This window comes from Aeromonas tecta, from assembly GCF_000820185.1.
Lineage (GTDB): Bacteria > Pseudomonadota > Gammaproteobacteria > Enterobacterales > Aeromonadaceae > Aeromonas > Aeromonas tecta.
In genome coordinates this window covers 322025-346276 of sequence record NZ_CDCA01000020.1, presented here as the reverse complement: position 1 = coordinate 346276, position 24252 = coordinate 322025, and the positions used below count along the sequence as shown (strand labels likewise).

The following is a 24252-nucleotide window of genomic DNA, read 5'->3' as shown; positions in this document are numbered from 1 at the left end:
GGTGTCGAACACAATGTCGAGCATAAAAAAGAAACTGGAAGCCTGCCTCAAGGAACGGATCCTGATCATCGATGGTGCCATGGGCACCATGATCCAGGGCTACAAGCTCGGTGAATCGGACTACAGAGGCGTGCGCTTCGCCGATTGGCATACCGACATCAAGGGTAACAACGACCTGCTGGTGCTGACCAAACCCGCGGTGATCCGCGAGATACACGATCAGTACTGCGCCGCCGGCGCCGACATCCTCGAAACCAACACCTTCAACGCCACCCGTATCGCCATGGCCGATTACGAGATGGAAGCCTTCTCCGCCGAGATCAACCGGGAAGCGGCCAGACTGGCCCGTGCCGTCGCCGACGAGTGGACGGCCAGAGAGCCTCACAAACCGCGCTTCGTGGCTGGGGTGCTGGGCCCCACCAACCGCACCTGCTCCATCTCGCCGGACGTCAACGATCCGGGCAAGCGCAACGTCACCTATGACGAGCTGGTGGCCGCCTACACCGAATCGACCCACGCCCTGATCGAGGGCGGCGCCGACATCATCCTGATCGAGACCATCTTCGATACCTTGAACGCCAAGGCCGCCGCCTTCGCGGTGGAAGGGGTGTTCGAGGCGCTGGGTTACAGCTTGCCGGTGATGATCTCCGGCACCATCACCGACGCCTCCGGTCGCACCCTCTCCGGCCAGACCACCGAGGCCTTCTATCACTCCCTGCGCCACGTCAAGCCGCTGTCGTTCGGCCTCAACTGCGCGCTCGGCCCGGATGAGCTGCGCGAATATGTGGCGGAGCTGTCGCGCATCAGCGAATCCCATGTCAGCGCCCACCCCAACGCCGGTCTGCCCAATGCGTTCGGCGAGTACGATCTGGACGCGGGCGAGATGGCGGAGCACATTCGCGAGTGGGCCCAGAGTGGCTTCTTGAACCTAGTGGGGGGTTGCTGCGGCACCACCCCGACCCATATCCGTGCCATGAGCGAGGCGGTCGCGGGCATCCGCCCTCGGGCCCTGCCCGAGCTGCCGGTGGCCTGCCGTCTGTCGGGCCTGGAGCCGCTCATCATCACCGCCGAATCCATGTTCGTGAACGTGGGGGAGCGCACCAACGTCACCGGTTCGGCCAAGTTCAAGCGGCTGATCAAGGAGGGGCTCTATGACGAGGCCCTCGATGTGGCCAAGCAGCAGGTCATGAGCGGCGCCCAGATCATCGACATCAACATGGATGAGGGGATGCTGGACGCCGAGGCGGCCATGGTGCGCTTCCTGAACCTGATCGCCGGCGAGCCGGACATCGCCCGGGTACCGGTGATGATCGACTCCTCCAAGTGGGAGGTGCTGGAGGCGGGCCTCAAGTGCGTGCAGGGCAAGCCGGTGGTCAACTCCATCTCCATGAAGGAGGGGGAGGAGAAATTCATCCAGCAGGCGAAGCTGCTGCGTCGCTACGGCGCCGCCGTCATCGTGATGGCGTTCGACGAAGTAGGGCAGGCCGACACCCGTGCCCGCAAGTTCGAGATCTGCCAGCGCGCCTATCGCATCCTGGTGGACAGGGTCGGCTTCCCGCCGGAAGACATCATCTTCGATCCCAACATCTTCGCGGTGGCGACCGGGATCGATGAGCACAACAACTATGCGGTGGACTTCATCGAGGCGGTGAAGGACATCAAGGACAACCTGCCCCACGCCATGATCTCCGGCGGCGTCTCCAACGTCTCCTTCTCGTTTCGTGGCAACGAACCGGTGCGCGAAGCCATCCACGCTGTCTTCCTCTACCACGCCATCCAGAACGGCATGGACATGGGCATCGTCAACGCCGGCCAGCTCGCCATCTATGAAGACATCCCGGCGGAGCTGAAAGAGAAGGTCGAGGCGGTGGTGCTCAACCTCAACAACAACGCCACCGAGGATCTGCTGGCCATCGCCGAGAAGTATCGCGGCGCCGGTGCCCAGGCGGAGGATCCACGGGATCAGGAGTGGCGCAGCTGGCCGGTGGGCAAGAGGCTCGAGCACGCCCTGGTCAAGGGCATCACCGACTTCATCGAAGAGGATACCGAAGAGGCGCGGGCCGGGGCCGAGAAGCCGCTGCACGTCATCGAAGGGCCGCTGATGGACGGCATGAACGTGGTCGGCGACCTGTTTGGCGCGGGCAAGATGTTCCTGCCCCAGGTGGTGAAATCGGCGCGGGTGATGAAGCGGGCTGTGGCCTATCTGCAGCCCTACATCGAGGCCGAGAAACAGGGCGGCTACAGCAACGGCAAAATCGTGCTGGCCACCGTGAAGGGGGACGTGCACGACATCGGCAAGAACATCGTCGGCGTGGTGCTGCAGTGCAACAACTACGAGATCGTGGATCTCGGGGTCATGGTCTCCTGCGAGAAGATCCTCAAGACCGCGCGGGAAGTGGGAGCTGACATCATCGGCCTCTCTGGCCTGATCACCCCGTCGCTTGACGAGATGGTACACGTGGCCAAGGAGATGGAGCGTCAGGGCTTCAAGCTGCCACTGTTGATCGGCGGTGCCACCACCTCCAAGGCCCACACCGCGGTCAAAATAGAGCAGAACTACAGTGAAGCCGTGGTCTATGTGTCGAACGCGTCGCGCGCGGTCGGGGTGGCCCAGAGTCTGCTCAATCCTGAACTCAAGCCCGCCTTCGTCGCCCGCATCGACAAGGAGTACGAGATTGCCCGGGATCAGCATGCCCGCAAGCAGCCGAGATCCAAACCGGTCAGCCTGGCCCATGCCCGTGCCAACCACCATCGACTGGACTGGGTCGACTATCAGCCGCCAGCGCCCCGTGAGCCGGGCGTGCAGAAATTCGAAAACGTGCCCATCTCGGTGCTGCGCCCCTACATCGACTGGACGCCCTTCTTCCTGAGCTGGGAGCTGGCGGGCAAGTATCCGCGCATCCTGGAAGACGAAATCATCGGCGAGGAAGCGACCGCCCTGTTTGCCGATGCCAACGCCATGCTGGATAAACTCGAGCAGGATCAAAGCGTGCGTTGCGCCGGCATCATAGGCTTGTTCCCCGCCAACCGGGTCGGCGACAGCATCGAGGTCTACACCGACGAGTCGCGCAGCGAAGTGCGCAAAGTGCTGCACCACCTGCGCCAGCAGAGCGAGAAGCAGGGCTTCCCCAACTACTGTCTGGCAGACTATGTGGCGCCGAAAGAGAGTGGCAAAGCTGACTGGATCGGCGCCTTCGCGGTGACCGGCGGCATAGGGGAAGAGGCCATCGCCAATGCTTATAAAGTCGATCACGACGACTACAACGCCATCCTCATTCAGGCGGTGTGTGACCGTCTGGCGGAGGCCTTCGCCGAGTACCTGCACGAGCAGGTGCGCAAAGTGCATTGGGGTTATGCCGCGGACGAGGCGCTCAGTAACGAGGAGCTTATTCGCGAGAACTATCAGGGCATACGCCCGGCCCCCGGCTATCCGGCCTGCCCCGAGCACACCGAGAAGGGCAGCATCTGGGAGCTGCTGGAGGTCGAGCAGGCCATCGGCATGCAACTGACCGAATCCTACGCCATGTGGCCGGGGGCGGCGGTGTCGGGTTGGTACTTCTCCCACCCCGACAGCAAATACTTCGCGGTGGCGCAGATCCAGCAGGATCAAGTTGAGGATTACGCCGTGCGCAAGGGCATGACCCTGGTAGAGGCCGAACGCTGGCTGGGGCCGAACTTGCATTAAACGGGTGAGCCGACTGGCTGACCCTGAATCGAGGTAGTGATGAAGATTGGATTCGTCGGTCTGGGGGCCGTGGTACAGACGGCCTATCTGCCTGCGCTCGCCGCATTGGCGAAAGATGCTGAAATATGGGGCTTTGACCCGGTGCAGACGCTGCCGGGGGTAACCCAGGCTCAGAGTCTGGAAGCCCTGCTGGCCCTGCCGCTGGACAGGCTGGTCATTGCCACCCCTTCTCTGCTGCACCTGCCGGTGCTGGAGCAGGCGTTGGCAAGCGCGGTGCCGTTGATTTTGGTGGAGAAACCCGTGGTGGCCAGCCTGGTCCAGCACGACCGCTTGCAGGCGCTATTGGCCGACCCCCAGATGGCGGTTCGGGTGCTGGCGCTGGATCACTGGATGGCGCGCAGCGCCGTGCAGCAACTTCTTGGCGACGGATTGGATGCCAGCTGGCAGCTGCTAACGGACGAGGCGCAGGTTCGACCCGCGACCATTCTGGACGTGGCTGAAGTGGAGGGCTTCCTGCTGGAGCCCTGCGGCATCGATGCAGAGGGTCATCCCTTTGCTCTCAACTTCGCGACCGGCGAGCCGGATCAACGGACCTTTCATCACCCGGATGGCGTCATTCTCGACATAGGCACCCATGTGCTGGCGATGATCCGCGAGCTGCTGGTGGCCCTCGGTGGCGACGACAGTCTGCATCTGGTGGCCGAGGGCGTCTGCGATCGGCTGGGTCAGCCCATAACGCTTGGGGACTTGAGCACCGCCGAGGGGCGTGCCTGCCTGCGCGGCGCGGCCGCCGGAGTACCGCTGACGCTCTGGCTCGACAAGTACGCGGGGCCCGGGGTGGAAAAGAAGGGACTCTGCCTGCGGCTCAAGGATAGTCGTCGTCTCGAGCTGCTGCGCAGCGGCAATCAGGCCTGGCTGCACCATCATGAGAATGGCCTAGTACAGCGCTGGCAACTGGAGGGGCCCCTCTATCGCCACTGCATCGCCCAGACCCTGCTGGTGCCGATTCCGGTCGCAGGATGGAGTGGTGCGACGGCCCGCCGTCTGCAGGAAGTAGGGCTGCTGCTTGAGCTGCAACAGGGGCTGCGCGGTCCGCATTGACGCTGTTTTAACCGACGTTTGCAGAACGTTGCCCTTTGTTTTGGGACCTTCTTGCAGAACGGCGCATGGTGAGGGGAAAGGATTGGCGTTGCCAGCCGTTCATGGCACCTTATACTCTCCAGTCCGATTATCAGGTCTGCCATTTCCATGAATATTGCCATTTTATCCCGCGAGCCCAACAACTATTCCACCCGCCGTCTGGTCGAGGTGGCTCGGGCTCGTGGTCATCAGGTCGAGGTGCTCGACACCCTGCGCTGCTACATGAACATCGCCTCCCACAATCCCTCGATTCATTACGAAGGGCGGGAGCTTGAGAACTATGACGCCGTGATCCCGCGCATTGGCGCCAGCATCACCTTCTACGGTACCGCCGTGCTGCGTCAGTTCGAGATGATGAATACCATGGCGCTGAACAGCTCGGTGGCCATCTCCCGCTCCCGTGACAAGCTGCGCGCCATGCAGTTGCTGTCGCGCCACGGCATCGGCCTGCCCATCACCGGTTATGCCCACAGCACCCACGACGTGCCGGATCTCATCACTATGGTGGGCGGTGCGCCCCTGGTGGTGAAGCTGCTGGAAGGCACCCAGGGCATAGGCGTGGTGTTGTGCGAGACCCAGAAGGCCGCCGAGAGCGTGATCGAAGCCTTCATTCAGACCAACAACAACATTCTGGTGCAGGAGTATATCCGCGAGGCCAACGGCGCCGACATCCGCTGCCTGGTGGTCAACGGCAAGGTAGTTGCTGCCATGCGCCGTCAGGCCCAGCCCGGGGAGTTTCGCTCCAACCTGCACCGTGGCGGCACCGCCGAGGCGATCAAGATAAGCCCGGAAGAGCGGGCGACCGCGGTGCAGGCCGCCAAGATCATGGGGCTGGACGTGGCCGGGGTGGATATACTGCGTTCTGCCCGCGGCCCGCTGGTGCTGGAGGTGAACTCCTCCCCCGGCCTGCAAGGGGTGGAAGCCGCCTCCGGCAAGGATGTTGCGGGCAAGATCATCGATTTTCTGGAACTCAAGGCGAGCCGCAAGCACAAGCCGGCAGAGTAAATCCGGTAATCCGGGATGGTTGGAACAGACAAGGCGCCCTCGGGCGCCTTGTCGTTTCTGGCTTGCTTGCAAGTTTGGTCATTTCGTCCCCCTTCTCCCCTCGTGGGAGAAGGGTCGGGGATGAGGGGGCTAGCAGGTTACGAGCAATCACTCAACCTGGGATGAACCGTCGTCAATGACAGCTCCCTGACCCATCGCCAGCCTGGCGCTAAAGACCCCCTCTTCCAGCCGGGTGCTGATCTGCCAGCCCAGCTTCTCGCAGATACGCTGGATGATGGTCAGGCCACAGCCATAGCCGAGGATCTGATCCGGCGCTGCGGCGGTGGGGTTGCTGATGGTGAGGGCCTGCCCCGTCAGCACTATCTCGATATGGCCATCGGCGTAGCTAAGCGCATTCTTGAGCAGATTGCCCAGTGCGATGGAGAGCAGGGAGAGCGGGGCCTGTACCTCACTCTGCTCATCGAGGCTGAGCCGGATGTCCAGGCTCTCGCGCTGCAACAGGGGCGCGAGGCGCGCCAGCTCTTGCTGGATCAGTGGGGCCACCTGTTGTGCTGGCCGCTCTACCGCCTCCTTGCGACCCAGCAGCAGGAAGGTCTCGGTGAGCAGCGCCATCTCATCGCTGGCGGCGCGAATGCGACTGGTCGCCCGGGCGGCGGGGGCGGGCAAGTCAGTCACCTTGCCGAGCAGGGCCGCCGAGCCCTGGATCACCATGTTGGGGGTGCGCAGTTCGTGGCTCGCGAAGCGGCTGAACTCCTGCTCGCGAGCGAACACGGCGGCCACCTCATGCTTGCCCGCCAGCAGCGCCAGCTCGATCTCCCGCAGCTCCTGCCAGGGGGCGTCTGGCACGAAATCCGCCTGATCCGGGGTGAGGTGGGCGACCCGCTGGCGCAGTCGCTCCAGCGGCCTGGTGATGTGGCGCACCAGCCAGATCCCAAAGCCGATGCAGCCCAGCAGCAAGGCTAGCCCGATCAGCCGGGTGACCAGGTGCAACTTGTCTTCGTAAGGATCCAGATAGTCGTCGGCGTCATCGTTGAAGACCAGATAGAGCAACCCCTGGCCGGAGGGATGAGGCCGCACCAGGAAGTGCTTGTCCTCCTTGCCGAGCTGATGCTCGAAGAAACCCGGGCTCTGGAAGGGCTTGAGCCAGGCGGGCAGCCGGCCGGCCTGGGTCCAGTAGCTGGAGAACTGGCGCGGGCTGGGGGCGGGCGCCGCCGGGCCCAGTCGCAGCCAGTCATCGTTGTAGCGGGTGACTTCGGCCTCCAGCCAGTGACGCAGGCTGAGCTCTTCTATCTTGTTCTCGGCCACCACCATCAGCAGGCTGAGGATCACCAGCAGCAGCAGCCCGGCCCCCCCCAGCGCCAGGATCAGCCGGCGGCGCAGACTGGGCAGACTCATGACATCAGTCGCTCGTTAGCGGTCATTGGCGTGCTCGCTCTCATGCTTCGTCAGCCGGTAACCCTGGCCGTGCAGGGTCTCCAGCATGGGGCTGGAGAAGGGCTTGTCGAGGGCGTTGCGCAGGGCATAGATGTGACTGCGCAGGGCATCGGAGTCGGGTTCTTCATCCCCCCAGACGGTATCGAGCACCTCCTGGCGCGTCACTAGCTGGGGGGCACGCTTCACCAGCAGGGTCAGGATCTGAAACGGGATCTTGCCGAGTTTGAGCTCCACGCCGGCCCGTTTGGCACGGCCGCTGGCGGGATCCACCTCCAGCTCGCCATAGCTGAGGGGCCCCAGATCGCCACGGGGACCACGCAGGGAGAGGGCCTGCAGCCGGACTTCCAGCTCCTCCATGGCGAACGGCTTGACCAGATAGTCGTCACCGCCGGCACGAAAACCGGCCAGCTTGTCGTCCAGGCTGTCGCGAGCGGTGAGAAACAGCACCGGCGTCGCTATGCCTTCGGCCCGCAGTCGCTCGACCGTGCTCAGCCCATCGAGCCGTGGCATCATCACATCCATGATGATGACGTCGAAGCGTTGCTCGGCCAGCAGTTGCAGGGCGGCCTGACCGTGATAGGCACAATCCAGCCGGTGTCCCGCCAGCTCCAGATAATCCATGATGGTCTCTGCTACCTGGGGATTGTCTTCCACCACCAGTATTTTCATGCTCTGATCTCCCGGTCTCGACCGCTATTTCACGGCTATTTCACATCAAATAAGCCACGCTGTGCGTCAGTGTAACCCCGAGGATCCCTGATGAAGAAGTCTCTCTGCGCTCTCCTGCTGCTCATATTGCTGCCATTTGGCACTGTGCAGTCGGCCGAGTTCAAACTGACCGGCCGCACCACCTGGCAATTGGGCCAGTTGATGGTCAACGGCATTCCCTTCGTTATCGATGAACAAACCCGCTTCAAGGATGGGCTGAGCGAGGATGATCTGGGCGGCAGCTGGGTCGATCTGGAAGGGATAGTGCAGGGGGAGCAACGGCTGATCCGCGAGGTGGAAGCACTGGAAGAGAAAGACCAGATGGAGCTGGAAGGGCCCGTGGTCGATGGGCGGGTTTGGGGCTACGTCACCTCGGATGACAGCCTAGCCCCCTTCGAAGGGCGCTGGCTGGAGCTCGAATGCAAGTTTGACGGCATGCGGCTGAGTCGCTGCCGTGAGGATGATTGAGACGCGGATCCCTCCACAAGGCGGAAAAAGTGCCCATTCAGGCCCATAGTTAAACCTCATCGCGAGGTTGACCATGGGCCTGCTTGTCATGACTCGAAGCACATTGATCCTGTTGGCGTTACCGTTTTGCGTTCTGGCTGCCGAGCAAGAACTCTGGCTGGTGGAGCTGGAGCAAAACGACGGCATTTATCTGCAATTTCAAGGAGCTGAGCTGGAGCTTGGCAGCGCCAATCTGGTCGGTGTCGATGGGCCAGATGCACTGAAACCCGGCATGCGGCTCGCCATCCACAGTCGCCATGGCGTCGCCGAGCAGATCCAGGTGATTGCCTCGGCCCCGACCCTGGCCCAGAGCAACCAGTGGCTGCGGGCGGAAGACAGGCTGCTCGCCGTGGCGGGGCAGGCATTGTTGCTGCAGGAGCTGGGGGTGCTGGTGTTCGATACGGAGACCCGCTGGTTGAACGGCAGCCCGGCGGATCTGCAGGCGGGCCGTAGACTGGTGTTGAGCCGTGATGAGGACGGGCGATTGACCGAGGTGCTGATCCCCAATCCGGAAGAAGACCCGGAATAGCGGGTCTTAATAGGGCTCACTTATCTGACTGATATTCGAACTGCTCGAATAGTGCTGGCCTGAATATTTAATAATTAAAAACTTTAACACCACGAAAATTACAAATTAAATAATAAAGTAATGACTCTGATATTTAATTTATCATCAACAAGATAACCAATTTGTTAATTGGTGTCAGGTCTGCTGTTAATAATTAAAGTGTGGACTCGATCGCAATCCAGGCTCTTTTTGGCTGATACTGTCCCCTTGCATGCAACGAGATAAATATCATTCGCATGCCAATACCTACAATATCGGGGGAGCTATGGATAAACTAAAAATAACCGGTCTGGCGTTGACCATTTCGACGCTGCTGATGAGCCAGGCCTATGGGGCAGAGCCCATCTATCCAGACCAGCTGAAGTACTTCAGCCTTGGTAGCCAGCGCTGTGGTGATGATTATCGCGCCCTGACGCGTAATGAGGCCATGAGTATCCGCAGCGATATAGTCAGCAAGATGGGGCAATGGCAGATCACCGGCCTGGCTGATAACTGGGTCATCATGGGCTCAGGTTATAGTGGTGAAATAAAGCAAGGTAGCGCGAGCGATACCTGGTGTTATCCCAAGAAACCGATAACAGGAGAAATACCTGTTTTATCTGCATGGAATATTCCGGCTGGTGATGAGATCGATGTGCAATGGCGTATGGTCCATGACAATGATTATTTCATCAGGCCGGTCAGCTATCTTGCCCATAATTTGGGTTATGCCTGGGTCGGTGGCGATCATAGCCAATATGTGGGTGAAGATATGGATATCACTCGCGTCAGTGATGGCTGGCTCATCCAGGGAAATAATGGGGGGGGCTGCAGTGGTTATCGCTGTGGCGAGAAGACCTCCATCAAGGTGAGCAACTTCTCCTACACCCTGGATCCGGGTTCATTCAGCCACGGCTTGGTGACTGAAAGCGGCAAGCAGCTGGTCAAGACCATCACAGCCACGGCGACCAACTATACCGACCTGCCCCAGCAGGTGGTGGTGACTCTCAAGTACGACAAGGCGACCAACTGGTCCAAGACCGATACCTATGGCTTGAGTGAGAAGGTGGGGATCAAGAAAACCTTCCAAATCCCTCAGGTATCCAGCACCGAATACTCGGTGGAAATATCGTCCAGCCAGACCTGGGCTCGTCAAGAAGGGGGCTCAGCAACCGAAACGGTATCAATAGAAGCTCGCCCGACTGTGCCGCCCCATTCCAGTGTACCGGTCCGGGTTGCATTGTATAAGGCCAATGTCTCTTATCCGTATGAATTCAAAGCGGATATTAATTATGACCTGACCCTGAACGGCTTCCTGCGCTGGGGTGGCAATGCCTGGCATACCCATCCAGGGGATCGTCCGACCAAGGCCCATACCTTCGCTATCGGTCCTTTCCGTGACAATGCCAGCAGCATCAACTACCAGTGGAGCAAGCGTTACATCCCGGGTGAAGTGAAGTGGTGGGACTGGAACTGGACCATCAGCCAGCATGGCTTGGCGAACATGCAATCTTTACTTGGGCAAGTATTGCGGCCGGTTCGCTCCACCGTCTCCGGTGATTTCTATGCCGAGAGCCAGTTCGCAGGCGACATAGAGATCGGTCAGCCGAAAGCGCAGAAGGTCATGGCGCTGCGCAGAGCGAACAGTGATGCGGTAGCGCTCACCGGCGTTGCCCTCGACACGGATGAACTGGCTCAAGCCGGGTTTGGCAATGTCGAGTTCAAGGTAGAACCCGCCGCCGGCAAGTGAACCAGTGGCAGTCAAAACAGTATACAAAACCGGGCTTTTGCCCGGTTTTTGTTTGTTAAATATCTATTTTTTAGCGATTTTATCTGCCTGTGGTTGGCTTGTCCGGCCGTGTCCTGAGTGCGTTACCAATGCCGGCCGCGAGTCAACCGCCCTGTTCGCTGGTCTGAAACGGGGCTGGCTTATTCAACCCTCGCCTTCACCCGTCAGCTCAGCATCCTGGCCAAGCCTTGTCACCGGTCGGCGGTGTTAATGGCTTGTACTTTACGAAACCCCACTTATACTGGCGCCATCTTGTCGGAGTGCTGACCGTCGAACGACGCGAAGCTGAGACCGTTAATTCGGGATCCGTGGAACCTGATCAGGCTAGAACCTGCGAAGGGAAACAAGGGTAACCAGTGGGTTGCCGCGCGGGGAGAGGTACAAGCCTCTCCCGCTCATCAAGAGGAGCCGTTCCTCGATGAGTCAGGGCGCACAAGGGGGAGCTTGCCCTGCCTGAATGCCATTTCGATGGCGACCTTCAGGTTGTGACAAGGACGAGTCGGGAGCCTGCGCGCACCCCTCCCTCTTGAGAGCAAATCTCACCCATTGGTTCATCTTCTCCTCGAACTCCAGACAAGCAAATACCCATAACTTCAACCAGTTAATGTGAGTTTTGCTATGTCTACCCCAATCCAGTCCGCTCAAGAAGCACAATCTGTTTCAGCAACACAGCCCGTTTCCGACAATGCCAAGGCCGCTCCCGCCAGCCGCCGCGAGCAGCGTGCCAGCGCCCAGCGTTTTATCGATAACCTGAAGGGCATGGCCCACCCCAACTCCAAGCGCATCTTTATCGAAGGATCTCGCCCCGACATCCGGGTGGGGCTGCGGGAGATCGCCCTGGCCGACACCTTCGTCGGTGGCAGCAAGGAAGAGCCCAAGTTCGAAGCCAACGAGCCGGTGCCTGTCTACGACACCTCGGGCGCCTACGGGGACGAGAACGCCATCATAGACGTGCGCCTCGGCTTGCCGCGCCTGCGGGAAGCCTGGGTGCTGGAGCGGGGCGACACCGAGCCGCTGTCGGGCCTGAGCTCCACCTTCACCCAGGAGCGCCTGGCGGACGAGGGGCTGGATCACCTGCGCTTCGAGCAGCTGCCGAAACCCCGCCGCGCCAAGGCTGGCAAGTGGGTGACCCAGCTGCATTATGCTCGCCAGGGGATAGTCACTCCCGAGATGGAATTTATCGCCATTCGCGAGAACATGGGCCGCGAGCGGGTGCGCTCCGAGTTGCTGCTGCGCCAGCATCCGGGCCAGGGGTTTGGTGCCCGTCTGCCGGAGAACATCACGCCTGAGTTCGTGCGCGATGAAGTGGCTGCCGGCCGCGCCATCATCCCCAGCAATATCAACCACCCGGAAACCGAGCCCATGATCATCGGCCGCAACTTCCTGGTGAAGATCAATGCCAACATAGGCAACTCGGCGGTCAGTTCCAGCATCGAAGAAGAAGTGGAGAAGCTGGTCTGGTCCACCCGCTGGGGCGCCGATACCGTCATGGATCTCTCCACCGGCCGCAACATCCACGAGACCCGCGAGTGGATCCTGCGCAACAGCCCGGTGCCCATCGGTACCGTACCCATCTATCAGGCGTTGGAGAAGACCAACGGCATCGCCGAGGATCTGACCTGGGAGCTGTTCCGCGACACCCTGCTCGAACAAGCGGAGCAGGGGGTGGATTACTTCACCATCCACGCCGGCGTGCTGCTGCGCTACGTGCCCATGACCGCCAAGCGCCTCACCGGCATCGTTTCCCGCGGCGGTAGCATCATGGCCAAGTGGTGCCTGTCGCACCACAAGGAGAGCTTCCTCTACCAGCACTTCCGGGAGATCTGCGAGATCTGCGCGGCCTACGACGTGGCACTCTCCTTGGGGGACGGCCTGCGCCCGGGCTCCATCCATGACGCCAACGACGAGGCGCAATTCGCCGAGCTGCGCACCCTGGGGGAGCTCACCAAGATCGCCTGGGAGTACGACGTGCAGGTGATGATCGAGGGGCCGGGCCACGTGCCCATGCACATGATCGAGCGCAACATGACCGAGCAGCTGGAGCACTGCCACGAGGCGCCCTTCTACACCCTGGGCCCGCTCACCACCGATATCGCCCCCGGTTACGATCACTTCACCTCCGGCATTGGTGCCGCCATGATCGGCTGGTATGGCTGCGCCATGCTCTGCTACGTCACCCCCAAGGAACACCTGGGGCTGCCGAACAAGGAGGACGTGAAGCAGGGCCTCATCACCTACAAGATCGCCGCCCACGCCGCGGATCTCGCCAAGGGTCACCCGGGCGCGCAGATCCGCGACAACGCCATGTCCAAGGCGCGCTTCGAGTTCCGCTGGGAGGATCAGTTCAACCTGGCGCTGGATCCCGAGACCGCCCGCGCCTACCACGACGAGACCCTGCCCCAGGAGTCCGGCAAGGTGGCGCACTTCTGCTCCATGTGCGGCCCCAAGTTCTGCTCCATGAAGATCACCCAGGACGTGCGTGACTACGCCGCCAAACTCGAAGCGGTCGAGGTGAAACTGGTGGGCATGGATGGTCAGCCTGAGTCTGTGATGGCTGAGGTTGAAACCGGCATGGCCCAGATGGCGGAAGTCTTCAAGGAGAAGGGGGGCGAGATCTACCATCAGGCCGCCGCGCTCAAGCAGGAGCGGAAAGAAGCATGAACGGCGAATCCAAACCCATCGTCTGGGCCATAGCGGGTTCGGACTCCGGGGGCGGCGCCGGCATCCAGGCCGATCTGCATACCCTGCATGCCCTCGGGGTGCACGGCTGCTCGGTGATCTCCGCCATCACGGCCCAGAATTCGGTGGCGGTGAAGATGGTGGATCCCGTGCTGATGCAGAGCTTCTGTGCCCAGATCGACGCCCTCGGCGTCGATCTGCCCCCTGCCGCCATCAAGATAGGCCTGCTGCCGACCCGGTTGCATGTGGAGGTGCTGGCCCGCCGGCTCGATACCCTGAGCGCCCCCTTCGTGGTCTATGACCCGGTTGCCATCGCCAGCACAGGCACTCCCATGGCGGAGCCGAACATGCTGGCGGCGGTGCGTGAACACCTGCTGCCACGCTTGTCGCTTATCACCCCCAACGGCCCGGAGTTGGAAGCCCTGACCGGCATTCCGGCGACCAGCCCGGCGCTGGTGCGGGCGGGGGCTGCGCGCCTGCGCGAACTCGGTGCCCGCGCGGTGCTGGTGAAGGGCGGCCACCTCGATTGGAGCGGGGATCACTGCCTCGACTACTACCAGGACGAGGGCCGCGAGTTCTGGCTGGCCGCGCCCCGGCTTGCCACCCGTCACGGCCACGGCACCGGCTGCTGTTACGCCAGCGCCATCGCCGCCATCGTGGCGCTGGACTACCCCATCGAAGACGCCATCACCCTCGCCCGAGCCTACCTGCAACAAGGGCTGGCGGGCGCGCAGGGGGTGGGGGCCGGCCCAGGCCCCATCGCCCACCTCGGCTGGCCCGGGGATCTCGCCCAGTTCCCACGCGCCGTGTTGGCAGGGTCTGAACTGGATCGCCGCTTCGGTCTCTGTCCTGCCAGCGAGGCTCGCTTGCCGCAAGGCCCCTTCGCCCCAACCGAGCACAGCCTCGGACTCTATCCCGTGGTGGATTCGGTGCAGTGGCTGGAGCGGCTGCTCGGTGAGGGGGTCAAGACCCTGCAACTGCGGATCAAGGACTTGCCAGAAGCTCAGGTGATGCCCGCCATCGCCAAGGCGGTGGCGCTGGGTCGCCAGTATCGGGCCCGGCTCTTTATCAACGACTACTGGCAGTTGGCCATCGAGGCCGGCGCCTACGGTGTGCACCTGGGGCAGGAGGACATGGAGACGGCGGATCTTGCCGCCATCCAGGCCGCCGGCCTGCGCCTTGGCATCTCCACCCACGGCTACTTCGAGCTGATGCGGGCGCGGGAACTCGCCCCGTCCTATATCGCGCTCGGCCACATCTTCCCCACCAACACCAAGCAGATGCCGTCGCGCCCCCAGGGGCTGGTGCGGCTGCACCACTACCGCGCCCTGATGGCGGACTGGCCCACGGTCGCCATCGGTGGCATAGGCGAGTCGCGCATAGCCCAGGTGCAGGAGAGTGGGGTCGGCAGTATCGCCCTGGTCTCCGCCATCACAGCCAGTGACGACTGGCAAAGTGCCACGGCCCGGCTGCTGGCCGCCGTGGGAGTAGGGGATCCGGCGCTCTCCGCCATTCCGGCAAAGGAGGTGGAACATGCTTTCTGACGAGGCGTCTCTGAGTGACGAAGAGTATCTGAGATATGGCCGTCAGCTGATGCTGGCCGAGATCGGGGAGGCGGGACAGGCGCGGCTGAAAGAGAAGTCGGTGCTCATTGTCGGCCTCGGTGGCTTAGGCTCGCCGCTGGCGCTCTATCTCGCCGGGGCTGGGGTAGGCACGCTCTGGCTCGCCGATGGCGACGTGGTGGATTCCAGCAATCTGCCGCGCCAGTTTCTCTACACGGGGGAGGATCTGCGCCGCTCCAAGGCCGAACTGGCCCGGGAACGGTTGGCGGCCCATAACCCGCTGGTGGAGCTGATCGCCATCAACCAGCGCCTCGATGAGGCAAGCCTGCCGGAGTTTGTGGCCGAGGTGGATCTGGTGATCGACTGCTGCGACAACCTCTCCACTCGCCACGCCATCAACGCCGCCTGCGTAGGCCAGGGCAAGCCCTGGGTCTCCGCCGCCGCGGTTGGCTGGCAGGGGCAGCTGATGGTGCGAAGCGCGCCTGAGCACGCCTGCTACGCCTGCCTCTACCCGGCGGATACCGAAATAAGAGAGAGCTGCCAAAGCAGCGGCGTCACAGGCCCTCTGGTGGGCGTGATGGGCTCCCTGCAGGCGTTGGAGGCCATCAAGCTGCTGCTCGGCCGTGAGAGCCCGGTGGCGGGCACCTTGCGCCGCTTCGATGCCCTGACCCACGAGTGGCAGAGCCTACGCCTGCCCGCGGATCCCGCCTGCTCTGTTTGTGGCAATGGCCACGGCAGCGCCAACAAGGATTGCCCATGAATATTCGATTGAACGATAAGGTGCTGCCCCTGACAACGGAAGAGGGCGCCAGCGTGGCCGCGCTGCTGGCGGCGCAAGCCGTCGCCCCCCAGGGGGTGGCGGTGGCCCTTAACGGCGCCGTGCTGCCCCGCAGCCGCTGGCTCGAGACCCCTCTCGTTGAGGGGGATGAACTTCACCTCTTTACCGCCATCGCCGGAGGCTAACGCATGAAGTTTGCCCTCTCACTCCTGATGGGTCAGCCTCGCGGCGGATCGCCATCTCTTTTTACCACTATGGCCGGAGGCTAAGATGCTACGCATTGCCGATCACACCTTCTCATCCCGCCTCTTTACCGGAACCGGTAAGTTCGCCCGCCCAGAGCTGATGGCCGCCGCCATCGAGGCGAGCGGCTCCCAGCTGGTCACCATGGCCATCAAGCGCCTGGAGCCCGGCAAGCGCCACGACGATATCCTAAGCCCCTTGCTGCAACTCGGGGTCAAGCTGTTGCCGAACACCTCCGGCGCCAAGACCGCCGCCGAGGCGGTGTTTGCCGCCCACTTGGCCCGCGAGGCGCTGGGCACCCACTGGTTGAAGCTAGAGATCCACCCGGACCCCAAATACCTGCTGCCGGATCCCATAGAGACGCTGAAAGCCGCGGAGCAACTGGTGAAGGAGGGCTTTGTGGTGCTGCCCTACTGCGGCGCCGATCCCGTGCTCTGCAAGCGGCTCGAAGAGGTGGGCTGCGCCGCCGTGATGCCGCTCGGCGCCCCCATCGGCTCCAATCAGGGGTTGGTGACCCGGGAGTTCCTCTCCATCATCATCGAGCAGGCTAATGTGCCCGTGGTGGTGGATGCGGGCATAGGGGCCCCCAGCCATGCAGCGGCGGCGTTTGAGCTCGGCGCCGATGCGGTGCTGGTCAACACCGCCATCGCAGTGAGCGGCGATCCTGTCGCCATGGGCCGCGCCTTCGCGCTCGCCTGCGAGGCGGGCCGCAGCGCCCATCTGGCCGGGCTTGGGGTCCGCGGCTTCCAGGCCAGCGCCTCCAGCCCCCTCACCGATTTTCTGGAGGCCCTATGAGTCAGAGCATGGGCACGGGGCAGGACTCGGTGACGATTGCCTCTCTCGCCCTTCTTCCTGAGATGGAGGGGATCCGCGCCCCTCTCCCTCTGGGAGAGGGGCTGGGGGTGAGGGCCGCGGCCGAGACAAAGGAAGCGAGTTTTATCGATCGCTGGCAGGAGCTCGACTGGGACGACGTTGGCATGCAGATCCGTGCCAAGACGACCCGGGATGTGGAGCTAGCGCTGGGCAAATCGCGCCGCAGCCTGCAGGATTTTATGGCGCTGATCTCCCCTGCGGCAGAGGCTTATCTGCCCCAGCTAGCCCAGCAGGCAGAAAGTCTCACCCGCCAGCGCTTTGGCAACACGGTCGGCTTCTATGTGCCGCTCTATCTGTCGAACCTCTGCGCCAACGACTGCAGCTACTGCGGCTTCTCCATGAGCAACCGCCTCAAGCGCAAGACCCTGAATGCGGAGGAGATAGAGCGTGAGTGCCTCGCCATCAAGGCGCGGGGCTTTGACAGCGTGCTGCTGGTAACTGGTGAGCACGAGACCAAGGTGGGGATGGCCTATTTTCGCGAGATGATGCCCATCATCCGCTGCCATTTCAGCACTGTGGGGATGGAGGTGCAGCCTTTGTCCGAGGCCGAATACGCCGAGCTGAAGAGCCTCGGGCTGGACGCCGTCATGGTCTATCAGGAGACCTATCACGCCCCCGCCTACGCCCGCCATCACCTGCGCGGTAACAAGCAGGACATTGCGTGGCGCCTCGCCACCCCGGACCGGCTCGGCCGCGCCGGGGTGGACAAGATTGGCCTCGGTGCGCTCATCGGTCTCTCATCGGACTGGCGTACCGACAGCTATTTCGTGGCCGAGCACCTGGCCTGGATGGAGCGCCACCACTGGCAGAGTCGCTATTCGCTGTCCTTCCCGCGCCTGCGTCCCTGCACCGGGGGGCTGGAGCCCGAGGTGACCATGACGGATCGCCAGTTAGTGCAGCTAATCTGCGCCTGGCGCCTGTTCTCGCCGACGCTGGATCTCTCCCTCTCTACTCGCGAATCCCCGGCGTTTCGCAACGGCGCCCTGCGCCTTGGCATCACCCAGATGTCGGCTGAGTCGCGTACCCAGCCCGGCGGTTACGCCGACGGCGGCCAGGAGGAGCTGGAGCAGTTCGCCATCCACGACGACAGATCCCTGGGGGAAGTAGCGGCGGCCGTGCGGCAGGCGGGGTTGCAGCCGGTGTTTAAGGACTGGGAATCCTTCCTTGGCCGGTAGCCGCCCGGCGTGGCGGTGAAGTTCAGTCAAACTCCGTGCCTGTGGCAAGAGGGCACGGCGTTGCCGTGCAGTCGTAGGGTCGATTAGCCGTCAGGCGTAATCGGCCGTTTTGCAGCATGAGGGGATAGATGGCACGGCTACGCCGTGCAGGACGCGAGGCCGCAGGGCCTCGAAGGGGTTTCGCCCGCCCTTCGGGCCGGGGCGAGTGACTTTGGAAAGACCCAAAGTCACCAAAGGTCTTCTCCCCCGCCAGTCCGACCGCTACGCGGTTTCCCTCGGGTAAGGCACAAGGTCGGACGGACCGCCGCAGACGGCACATCCCTGTGCCGGCTGCGTCTGCGCCATCATCCCTGATGGCACTCCTGACCTTGCTCCTTCCCCTCGGCGGATTGGAGGGGGAGCCAAAACCGTGCTCACCATCACCTCAGGGTCATCGTAGGGTGCAGTAAGCCGAGCGCATTGCACCACTGTTGTGAAGCGAGGTGAAATTCACTTCGTTCATTACACCCCACGGCACTCGGTACTGAGCAAATGGGATCTGCACTCTGCGAAAAATTGGGATGTAGCAGAAATGTATCCAACGCAAGCATCTTGTTATGCCTCAGACGCCTCAGATTGAATTGTATTCTCTTTCAATATATTTCGTAGCTCATCAACATGGTGAGTGTTATATGGAATGCGATCAAATCTTTCAAACGTATCTAAAAGACATTGAACATACTCATGAGAAATATTATTCATGCTAAAACCTCCACAAAGTACAGAGTTTATCAATGCCTTTGCGTAAGATGCGGTTTCAGGTTTTTTCATGAGTTAAAAATATCGCCTATATATCATATCAGTTATATATTTTTTGAATCTATAAGATACTCTATTACTTGTTAGGATTTGTTTCACTATTTGCCCAAGTGCCAGCATGCTACTTTTCGGTATATTCCCATTCTCATGAACTGCCGATGTCGTTTCTAATACGATATTTTCTTGATTTAAAGGAATATGATCGACAGCAGTGATCCACTTACAAAGGCAAGATGTTATTTCATACAATGCGTAATGATATTTAGTCGGCCATTCATCATTTAAGTCAACAAGCTTTTCGTTAGGGGCTAAATTTCTCTCTATGCGTTCAACGAAATATGGAAAATAGTAAAGCCACATGTGCCATTGTATATTTTGATATAAAGCACTAGTGACCATGATGTCGAAAAATTTTATTCCTACAAGAAGCTTTGAGTTCCATTGACCTTCTTCATAAAACTCACCCATTGGTTCATTATATGGGTCAGGCTGTGAGTGGCTGTATAGATGATCCAGATGGGCTATAACAAATTCGCCAATAGGTTTATATACCCCATATTTTTCAGCAAGATTACAGTCTTTGAATAAATAACTAAGTAGTCTGTTTTTACTTGGCAGTGCATATTCATAGTTATGCGTTAAATTCTGATTATTTCGAATTTCATGGTACAGAATGCTTTTAGTGTCTTCAGCCAAGCATCTTAGGTATGTGTCTACAAACTGATTGTTCTCATAGAAATCTGTAGAAAGAATTTTTAACGCGAAATAGGGCCTGATCTCCGCCATTGCTTTTACAGTATACCTGTTTATTAAAACCTCATGTATTATTTCTTTAGCGACATCTTTTTCTTTGTCATAAGTCGGAAGTAAATTGGCGAATATCTTTAGGGTTTTTATCCAAAGATTACAGGCTTTTTTTCGAAGTTTTGGTTTTGTCTCTTGATTAGTCGCATTTTGGCCTTTAATTAAGGAAAGAAAATCCGCCTGATCTTTTGAATGATCGTAAAGGTAATCTCGAAACCTAGGAAATAAATAGTGGCCATTATATACGCGAGCAATTTTAATAAGATTACCTTCAATTAGAGAAAATAATTCAGAATATTTTTTCTCACGTGAAAGCTCGAAAACATATTCTCTAAATTTAACAATATTTGATTTGGATACACCCTTGATACTAATGTAGATTAACAAAGTCAGCGTCATTAGTAGTAAAGTGATAAATGATGCATTCGATGCATTGATTGACCATCTTGACAGGTTTAAGCCAGGTGTTAAACCCAGAATTATAAATGTTTTATAAAACTGCATGTATAATATGGTCAAAAATGACACGCATAGTATCGTCCAGCCGAACTTTCCAAACCTAAGAGATAATTCTAACCGTCTTACTCTAGGGATTATTGCATAAACTGCGACGAATAAACCCGCAACTGTAATTAAGCTGTCTAGATTCACAAAAAACTCCTTATAAATATGTCGAGGATCCCATCGTAAGCTGTAAATCAGAGTACTTCTCTCTGGGTTCTGCCTGAAATCTTTTAGGCTAGAAATGTGAAATGCTATGAAATAGTAATCACACCTTCCATCACTGTATTTTTATAATTAATATTTCCAAATCGGCGATATCTCTACTGGTAATCAACTTCAAATTCCGGCTGATCTGCTCCACCGGCCAGTTCCACCAGGCGAGGGCGTTGAGGCGGGTGATGGTGTTCTCGTCGAAGCGGTAGCGGATCACTCGGGCTGGGTTACCGCTGACGATTGCGCCAATGCCGACCTTCACACCGGACATGATGAGGGTCTCATAGCCGATTCAAACACTCTTTCCGATTGCCAATTTCTGTGTGCTGAAACCGCATTCTCTGAGGTTTTGGCATCTCAGCATTTCATCATTTTCCTCAGAAAATAACTTACATGTCCCGGCGGCATATCGGGCAGCTCGCCGAAGACGGAATAGCCCTGCTTCTGATAGAAGGGCAGGGCCTGGAAGCTGGTGGTTTCGAGGTGGAAATTGGTGATGCCTTGGCTCAGGGCGTATTGTTCCATGGCGCCAAGCAGGCGGGCGCCCCAGCCATCTTTGCGAATGCGCTCGTTGATCCAGAGCCAGTCCACATGCAACCAGCCCCACTTGATGTCGGCGAGGATGCCCCCCAGTACCTTGCCCTCTTCGTCCTTGATAAAGCTGGCGATCTGTTCTCTTTGATGGGAACCCGCCATGGCAAGGTTGTAGCCGGAGAGGCCGGCGCGCAGGGCATCGAGATCATCGCTCTGTGGGGTCTGGGGTGGGGTCAGTTGCATGATGAGTAGCTCCAAATGAAGAGTGGACAGCATCACCCGGCAACGACAGATGGTCAAGGTGGAGAGTAGGTTGTCGTCGGCCCTCTCTCACAGTGCCGCTGGTGGCGACAACCGTTTGATTGGGCCAATCCCTGTCGCTTGGCGGGCAAGGTGCCTCGCTCTCTGGCCGGTTTTTCTCTAGCATGGAGGGGCGCGGAGCCGGGCTCCGTCAGATGGATTGTTGGCGCTGCCTGGTTTATGGGCTTTGATAGCGTCAGGTTACGGATTTTGGCGGCGTCCAGTTACGGACTTTGGTGGAGAGAGAAGATGAAGCTGCGTTCCTTGTTGGTGTTGGGTGCCCTGGTGTTGGGCGGTTGTGCGGTCAATCCCTATGGTGGCACTCAGGCGCCGGTGTCAGAGCCCAAGCAGCCGGTGACCCAGCCGGAGAAACCGGTGACCGAGCCCGAGGTGGTGAAACCTGCCCCCAAACCCGAGGCGCCGACCGGCCTGGCGCTCGCCATGGCGGATGCTTTCCTCAAGGCCCCGGAAGTGAAGGCGCTGGCGGGCAGCAACCCTGTGCTGCTGCTGACCCCGCCGCGCAACGGCACGGGTGAGCCCTTCAGCACCCAGCCCATGGCGGTGGCCATGAGCCAGCGCATCCAGCAGCACGGCGGCTTCAGCTTCGCCGACCCCGGTCAGGTGGCGGCCATCACCGGTCAGCTGGAGTATCAACAGGGGGGCATGAACCCGGCCTCTCTGGTGCGTCTGGGTCGCCAGACCGGGGCCAACTACATGCTGTACGGGGATCTGGTCTCCGAGGGGAGCCACTATCGGCTCGCCATGAGCCTGATGGACCTGAAAAGCGGCGAGCTGCTGTGGAACGGGAGTCGCTCCGCTAATCGTTGATCCCCTCTCCATCGTCTTCCAATAAAGCCATCGAGCCCTGCCCGATGGCTTTTTTGTTTTCAGCTTCCGCCCCTCTGGTGGCGGGGAGGGTGAGATCCGCGAGCACAGGGCATGGTGGCAGTGCAATATCCTGACCATCTCACCACAGCCCCATCTCATTTCATTTTTTAAGGCAATAAATCTACATATTATGTGTTTTTTGATATTAATCACTGCCATGATCGAATGTAATGACATAGTATCGACGCCGAACGGAACTTACCTGCCATAAGCCACTGCCTCGCCCGCCATGTCGTTTGCCACCATGGGTCTTGACGGTGAGGAGCTGGCGGCAAGGGGTTGGCAGGCTTCCCCTCTTTCCTGTCTACCGCCCCGAGATCGGCGGCATATCGCACGCAGGTGCCCGCCCTACGGGCGGCGGGGCCGTGTGCGATACTTAACGGGTCGTGTATAACAAACAACACTGGGTCGCTCGCCCGCGGCGTGAAAGGAACACAGATGGCACTCTCGGTGGCACAACTCTATGAAGTGATGACCCAACTGCCCGATCCCGTCTTCATCCTCAGTGAGGATGGTTACTACGTGGAATATATCGGCGGGGTGGAGCAGCAGTCCTATCAGGACGGCAACCCGCTGATCGGCAAGCAATTGCTCGATATTCTGCCCATCGACAAGGCGCAGTGGGTGATGGAGCAGATGGTGCGGGCCTTTGCCACCGGCGAGGTGCAGGTGGTGGAATATGATCTCTCCCCGGCCGAAGTGGAGGGGATCAATGCCGAGGCGGGCCCTCAGGGAATGCAGCGTTTCGAGGGCAAGATAGCGCCGCTGCCGTCCCTGTATGAGGGCAAGCGGGCGGTGGCCTGGATGACCCGCAACATCACCCGCCAACACGAGTTGCAGCGCAGGCTCAAGCGCCTGGGCGAGACGGATCAACTCACCGGCCTCTACAACCGGCACTTCTTCTTCGAGCACTATCACCACAAGTTGCAGGGGGAGGGGCGCACCGGCCTCATCATGCTGGATATCGATCACTTCAAGCAGATCAACGATCGCTTCGGCCACCAGACCGGGGATCGGGTGCTGTGCAGTTTCAGCGAGTGCGTGACCGCCCAGTTGCGGGCCGAGGATATGTTCGTGCGCAGCGGCGGCGAGGAGTTTCTGATCCTGCTGCCGCAGATCGACGAGGGGATACTGCTGAAGGTGGCCGAGCGCATTCGCGCGGCGGTGGCGGCCATGGCGCCGGATCCGGCCCCCATCACAGTGAGCCTGGGCACCACCCTGGTGCGGCCCGGGGAGGCGGTCAGTGCCGTGCTGGCGCGGGCAGACGAGTGGCTCTACCGGGCCAAGCGCAGTGGGCGCAACCGGGTGGCTCACGACTGCGATCCCTGAACGGCAAAGAGTGACAACGAACAAGGGCGACCCTAGGGTCGCCCTTGTCGTTTCTCCCGGCCTTGGCCGAACCCGCCTTAGCTAAACAGAGTCGAGACGTTCTGACCCGCCATCAGCAGCCCCAGGGCCAGTACGCTGAACCAGACGACAGTGGCGCTCACCAGGGCGTAACCCGCGGTGACGAACAGGCCGTCGCGCTGCAGCATGCCGATGGCCAGCAGCAGGATAGCCCAGGCGGGCATGGCGTTGGTGAAGGGGATGGCGCCGAGCGGCAGCATCAGCAACATGGCCGCCAGCATGATCAGCAGGCCGTTGCAGCGATTGATGGTGGTGCTGCCGGTCAACAACAGCAGACGCGGGCGGATGAAGCGATCGATGCGGGCCAGCAGATCGGCCCCCTTGTGCAGGGTCGGCTTGAGCTGCTCGGCGGCGAAGCGGCGCTCCATCAGGATACTGGGTAGCCAGGGCACCCGGTTGAGGGTGATGCCGATACCGATAAACAGGATCAAGAGGCCAAAGGGGGTGCTGACACCGGGAATGGAGACGGGCAGCAGGAAGGGCACGGTGAGCAGCACGCAAAACAGCAGCATACCCTGTTCGCCGACCAGGGCCAGCATCTCCCGCAGGCTGATGTGGCTCTCTTCGATGGCATGGGCCGTGGTCCGCAAGGTATCGGACAGCTTGTTCTGTGGGTCGTTGAGTTGCGCGGCAACCATTCCTGAAATCCTCATCCTGTGAACGCCACCTCTGTGGCGCC

At 60.1% G+C, this 24252-nt stretch carries 19 protein-coding genes, 1 pseudogene and 1 riboswitch; of the genes and pseudogenes, 14 read left to right on the top strand and 6 right to left on the bottom strand.

Translation table 11 applies throughout. The features are described from left to right. Positions 1-13: 13 nt before the first annotated feature. From metH to rimK, 3 genes are all read left to right on the top strand, one after another. The gene (gene metH, locus BN1137_RS06385) at positions 14-3685 is read left to right on the top strand and encodes a methionine synthase (protein ID WP_408605529.1); all 3672 of its coding nucleotides are present in this window, start codon (positions 14-16) and stop codon (positions 3683-3685) included. Positions 3686-3724: 39 nt separating this feature from the next. Further along, positions 3725-4786 (top strand): Gfo/Idh/MocA family oxidoreductase, encoded by a 1062-nt coding sequence (locus tag BN1137_RS06380; RefSeq protein ID WP_050717779.1) that lies wholly within the window; start codon positions 3725-3727, stop codon positions 4784-4786. Positions 4787-4933: 147 nt separating this feature from the next. Next, positions 4934-5830: a 30S ribosomal protein S6--L-glutamate ligase gene (gene rimK / locus BN1137_RS06375; RefSeq protein ID WP_050717778.1), complete on the top strand. Its 897-nt coding sequence runs from the start codon at positions 4934-4936 to the stop codon at positions 5828-5830. Between the two features lie 147 nt (positions 5831-5977). On the opposite strand, the gene BN1137_RS06370 is transcribed toward rimK, so the two are convergent. Then, positions 5978-7225 carry a sensor histidine kinase gene (locus tag BN1137_RS06370; protein WP_050717777.1) on the bottom strand — a complete coding sequence of 416 codons (1248 nt, stop codon included), beginning with the start codon at positions 7223-7225 and terminating at the stop codon, positions 5978-5980. 15 nt (positions 7226-7240) lie between these two features. After that, entirely contained in the window at positions 7241-7933 is a 693-nt protein-coding gene (locus tag BN1137_RS06365; RefSeq protein ID WP_050717776.1) for a response regulator transcription factor, read from the bottom strand. 90 nt (positions 7934-8023) lie between these two features. On the opposite strand from BN1137_RS06365, the gene BN1137_RS06360 reads away from it, so the two are divergent. The 9 genes from BN1137_RS06360 to thiH all read left to right on the top strand — a co-directional run bounded on the left by BN1137_RS06360 (position 8024) and on the right by thiH (position 18125). Further along, on the top strand, positions 8024-8440 hold the full coding sequence (locus tag BN1137_RS06360) for a hypothetical protein (RefSeq protein WP_050717775.1): 417 nt from the start codon (positions 8024-8026) through the stop codon (positions 8438-8440). Positions 8441-8528: 88 nt separating this feature from the next. After that, entirely contained in the window at positions 8529-9008 is a 480-nt protein-coding gene (locus BN1137_RS06355) for a hypothetical protein (protein ID WP_050717877.1), read from the top strand. A gap of 355 nt (positions 9009-9363) precedes the next feature. Then, positions 9364-10776: an aerolysin family beta-barrel pore-forming toxin gene (locus BN1137_RS06350; protein ID WP_408605533.1), complete on the top strand. Its 1413-nt coding sequence runs from the start codon at positions 9364-9366 to the stop codon at positions 10774-10776. A 285-nt stretch (positions 10777-11061) separates the two neighbouring features. Then, a riboswitch (TPP riboswitch) is annotated at positions 11062-11175 on the top strand. 258 nt (positions 11176-11433) lie between these two features. Continuing rightward, complete coding sequence (thiC, locus tag BN1137_RS06345) at positions 11434-13476, top strand: phosphomethylpyrimidine synthase ThiC (RefSeq protein ID WP_050717773.1); 2043 nt, start codon at positions 11434-11436, stop codon at positions 13474-13476. After that, a complete protein-coding gene (thiE, locus tag BN1137_RS06340; protein WP_050717772.1) occupies positions 13473-15038 on the top strand; it encodes a thiamine phosphate synthase in 1566 nt (521 codons plus the stop codon). The genes thiC and thiE overlap by 4 nt, the downstream gene beginning before the upstream one ends. Next, positions 15028-15816 (top strand): HesA/MoeB/ThiF family protein, encoded by a 789-nt coding sequence (locus tag BN1137_RS06335; RefSeq protein WP_050717771.1) that lies wholly within the window; start codon positions 15028-15030, stop codon positions 15814-15816. Before thiE ends, BN1137_RS06335 begins: the two co-directional genes overlap by 11 nt. Next, positions 15813-16019, top strand: a complete 207-nt coding sequence (thiS, locus tag BN1137_RS06330) for a sulfur carrier protein ThiS (RefSeq protein WP_050717770.1) — start codon at positions 15813-15815, stop codon at positions 16017-16019. Before BN1137_RS06335 ends, thiS begins: the two co-directional genes overlap by 4 nt. Before the next feature lie 85 nt (positions 16020-16104). Beyond that, the gene (locus BN1137_RS06325; protein ID WP_050717769.1) at positions 16105-16872 is read left to right on the top strand and encodes a thiazole synthase; all 768 of its coding nucleotides are present in this window, start codon (positions 16105-16107) and stop codon (positions 16870-16872) included. Positions 16873-16934: 62 nt separating this feature from the next. Beyond that, complete coding sequence (gene thiH, locus BN1137_RS06320) at positions 16935-18125, top strand: 2-iminoacetate synthase ThiH (protein ID WP_198150606.1); 1191 nt, start codon at positions 16935-16937, stop codon at positions 18123-18125. Positions 18126-18938: 813 nt separating this feature from the next. Here the strand turns inward: thiH and BN1137_RS22345 are convergent. The 3 genes and pseudogenes from BN1137_RS22345 to BN1137_RS06310 form a co-directional block, all read right to left on the bottom strand. After that, entirely contained in the window at positions 18939-20378 is a 1440-nt protein-coding gene (locus BN1137_RS22345) for a hypothetical protein (protein WP_157433649.1), read from the bottom strand. 130 nt (positions 20379-20508) lie between these two features. After that, a pseudogene (locus tag BN1137_RS06315) lies at positions 20509-20736 on the bottom strand (chloramphenicol acetyltransferase); the annotation flags it as partial. Between the two features lie 65 nt (positions 20737-20801). Next, complete coding sequence (locus tag BN1137_RS06310; RefSeq protein WP_050717767.1) at positions 20802-21221, bottom strand: GNAT family N-acetyltransferase; 420 nt, start codon at positions 21219-21221, stop codon at positions 20802-20804. Positions 21222-21527: 306 nt separating this feature from the next. On the opposite strand from BN1137_RS06310, the gene BN1137_RS06305 reads away from it, so the two are divergent. Next, a complete protein-coding gene (locus tag BN1137_RS06305; RefSeq protein ID WP_050717766.1) occupies positions 21528-22106 on the top strand; it encodes a hypothetical protein in 579 nt (192 codons plus the stop codon). 498 nt (positions 22107-22604) lie between these two features. Continuing rightward, complete coding sequence (locus BN1137_RS06300) at positions 22605-23495, top strand: sensor domain-containing diguanylate cyclase (protein WP_050717765.1); 891 nt, start codon at positions 22605-22607, stop codon at positions 23493-23495. 77 nt (positions 23496-23572) lie between these two features. Here BN1137_RS06300 and BN1137_RS06295 read toward each other — a convergent pair whose 3' ends face one another. Continuing rightward, positions 23573-24211, bottom strand: a complete 639-nt coding sequence (locus tag BN1137_RS06295) for an exopolysaccharide biosynthesis protein (protein ID WP_050717764.1) — start codon at positions 24209-24211, stop codon at positions 23573-23575. Positions 24212-24252: the final 41 nt, after the last annotated feature.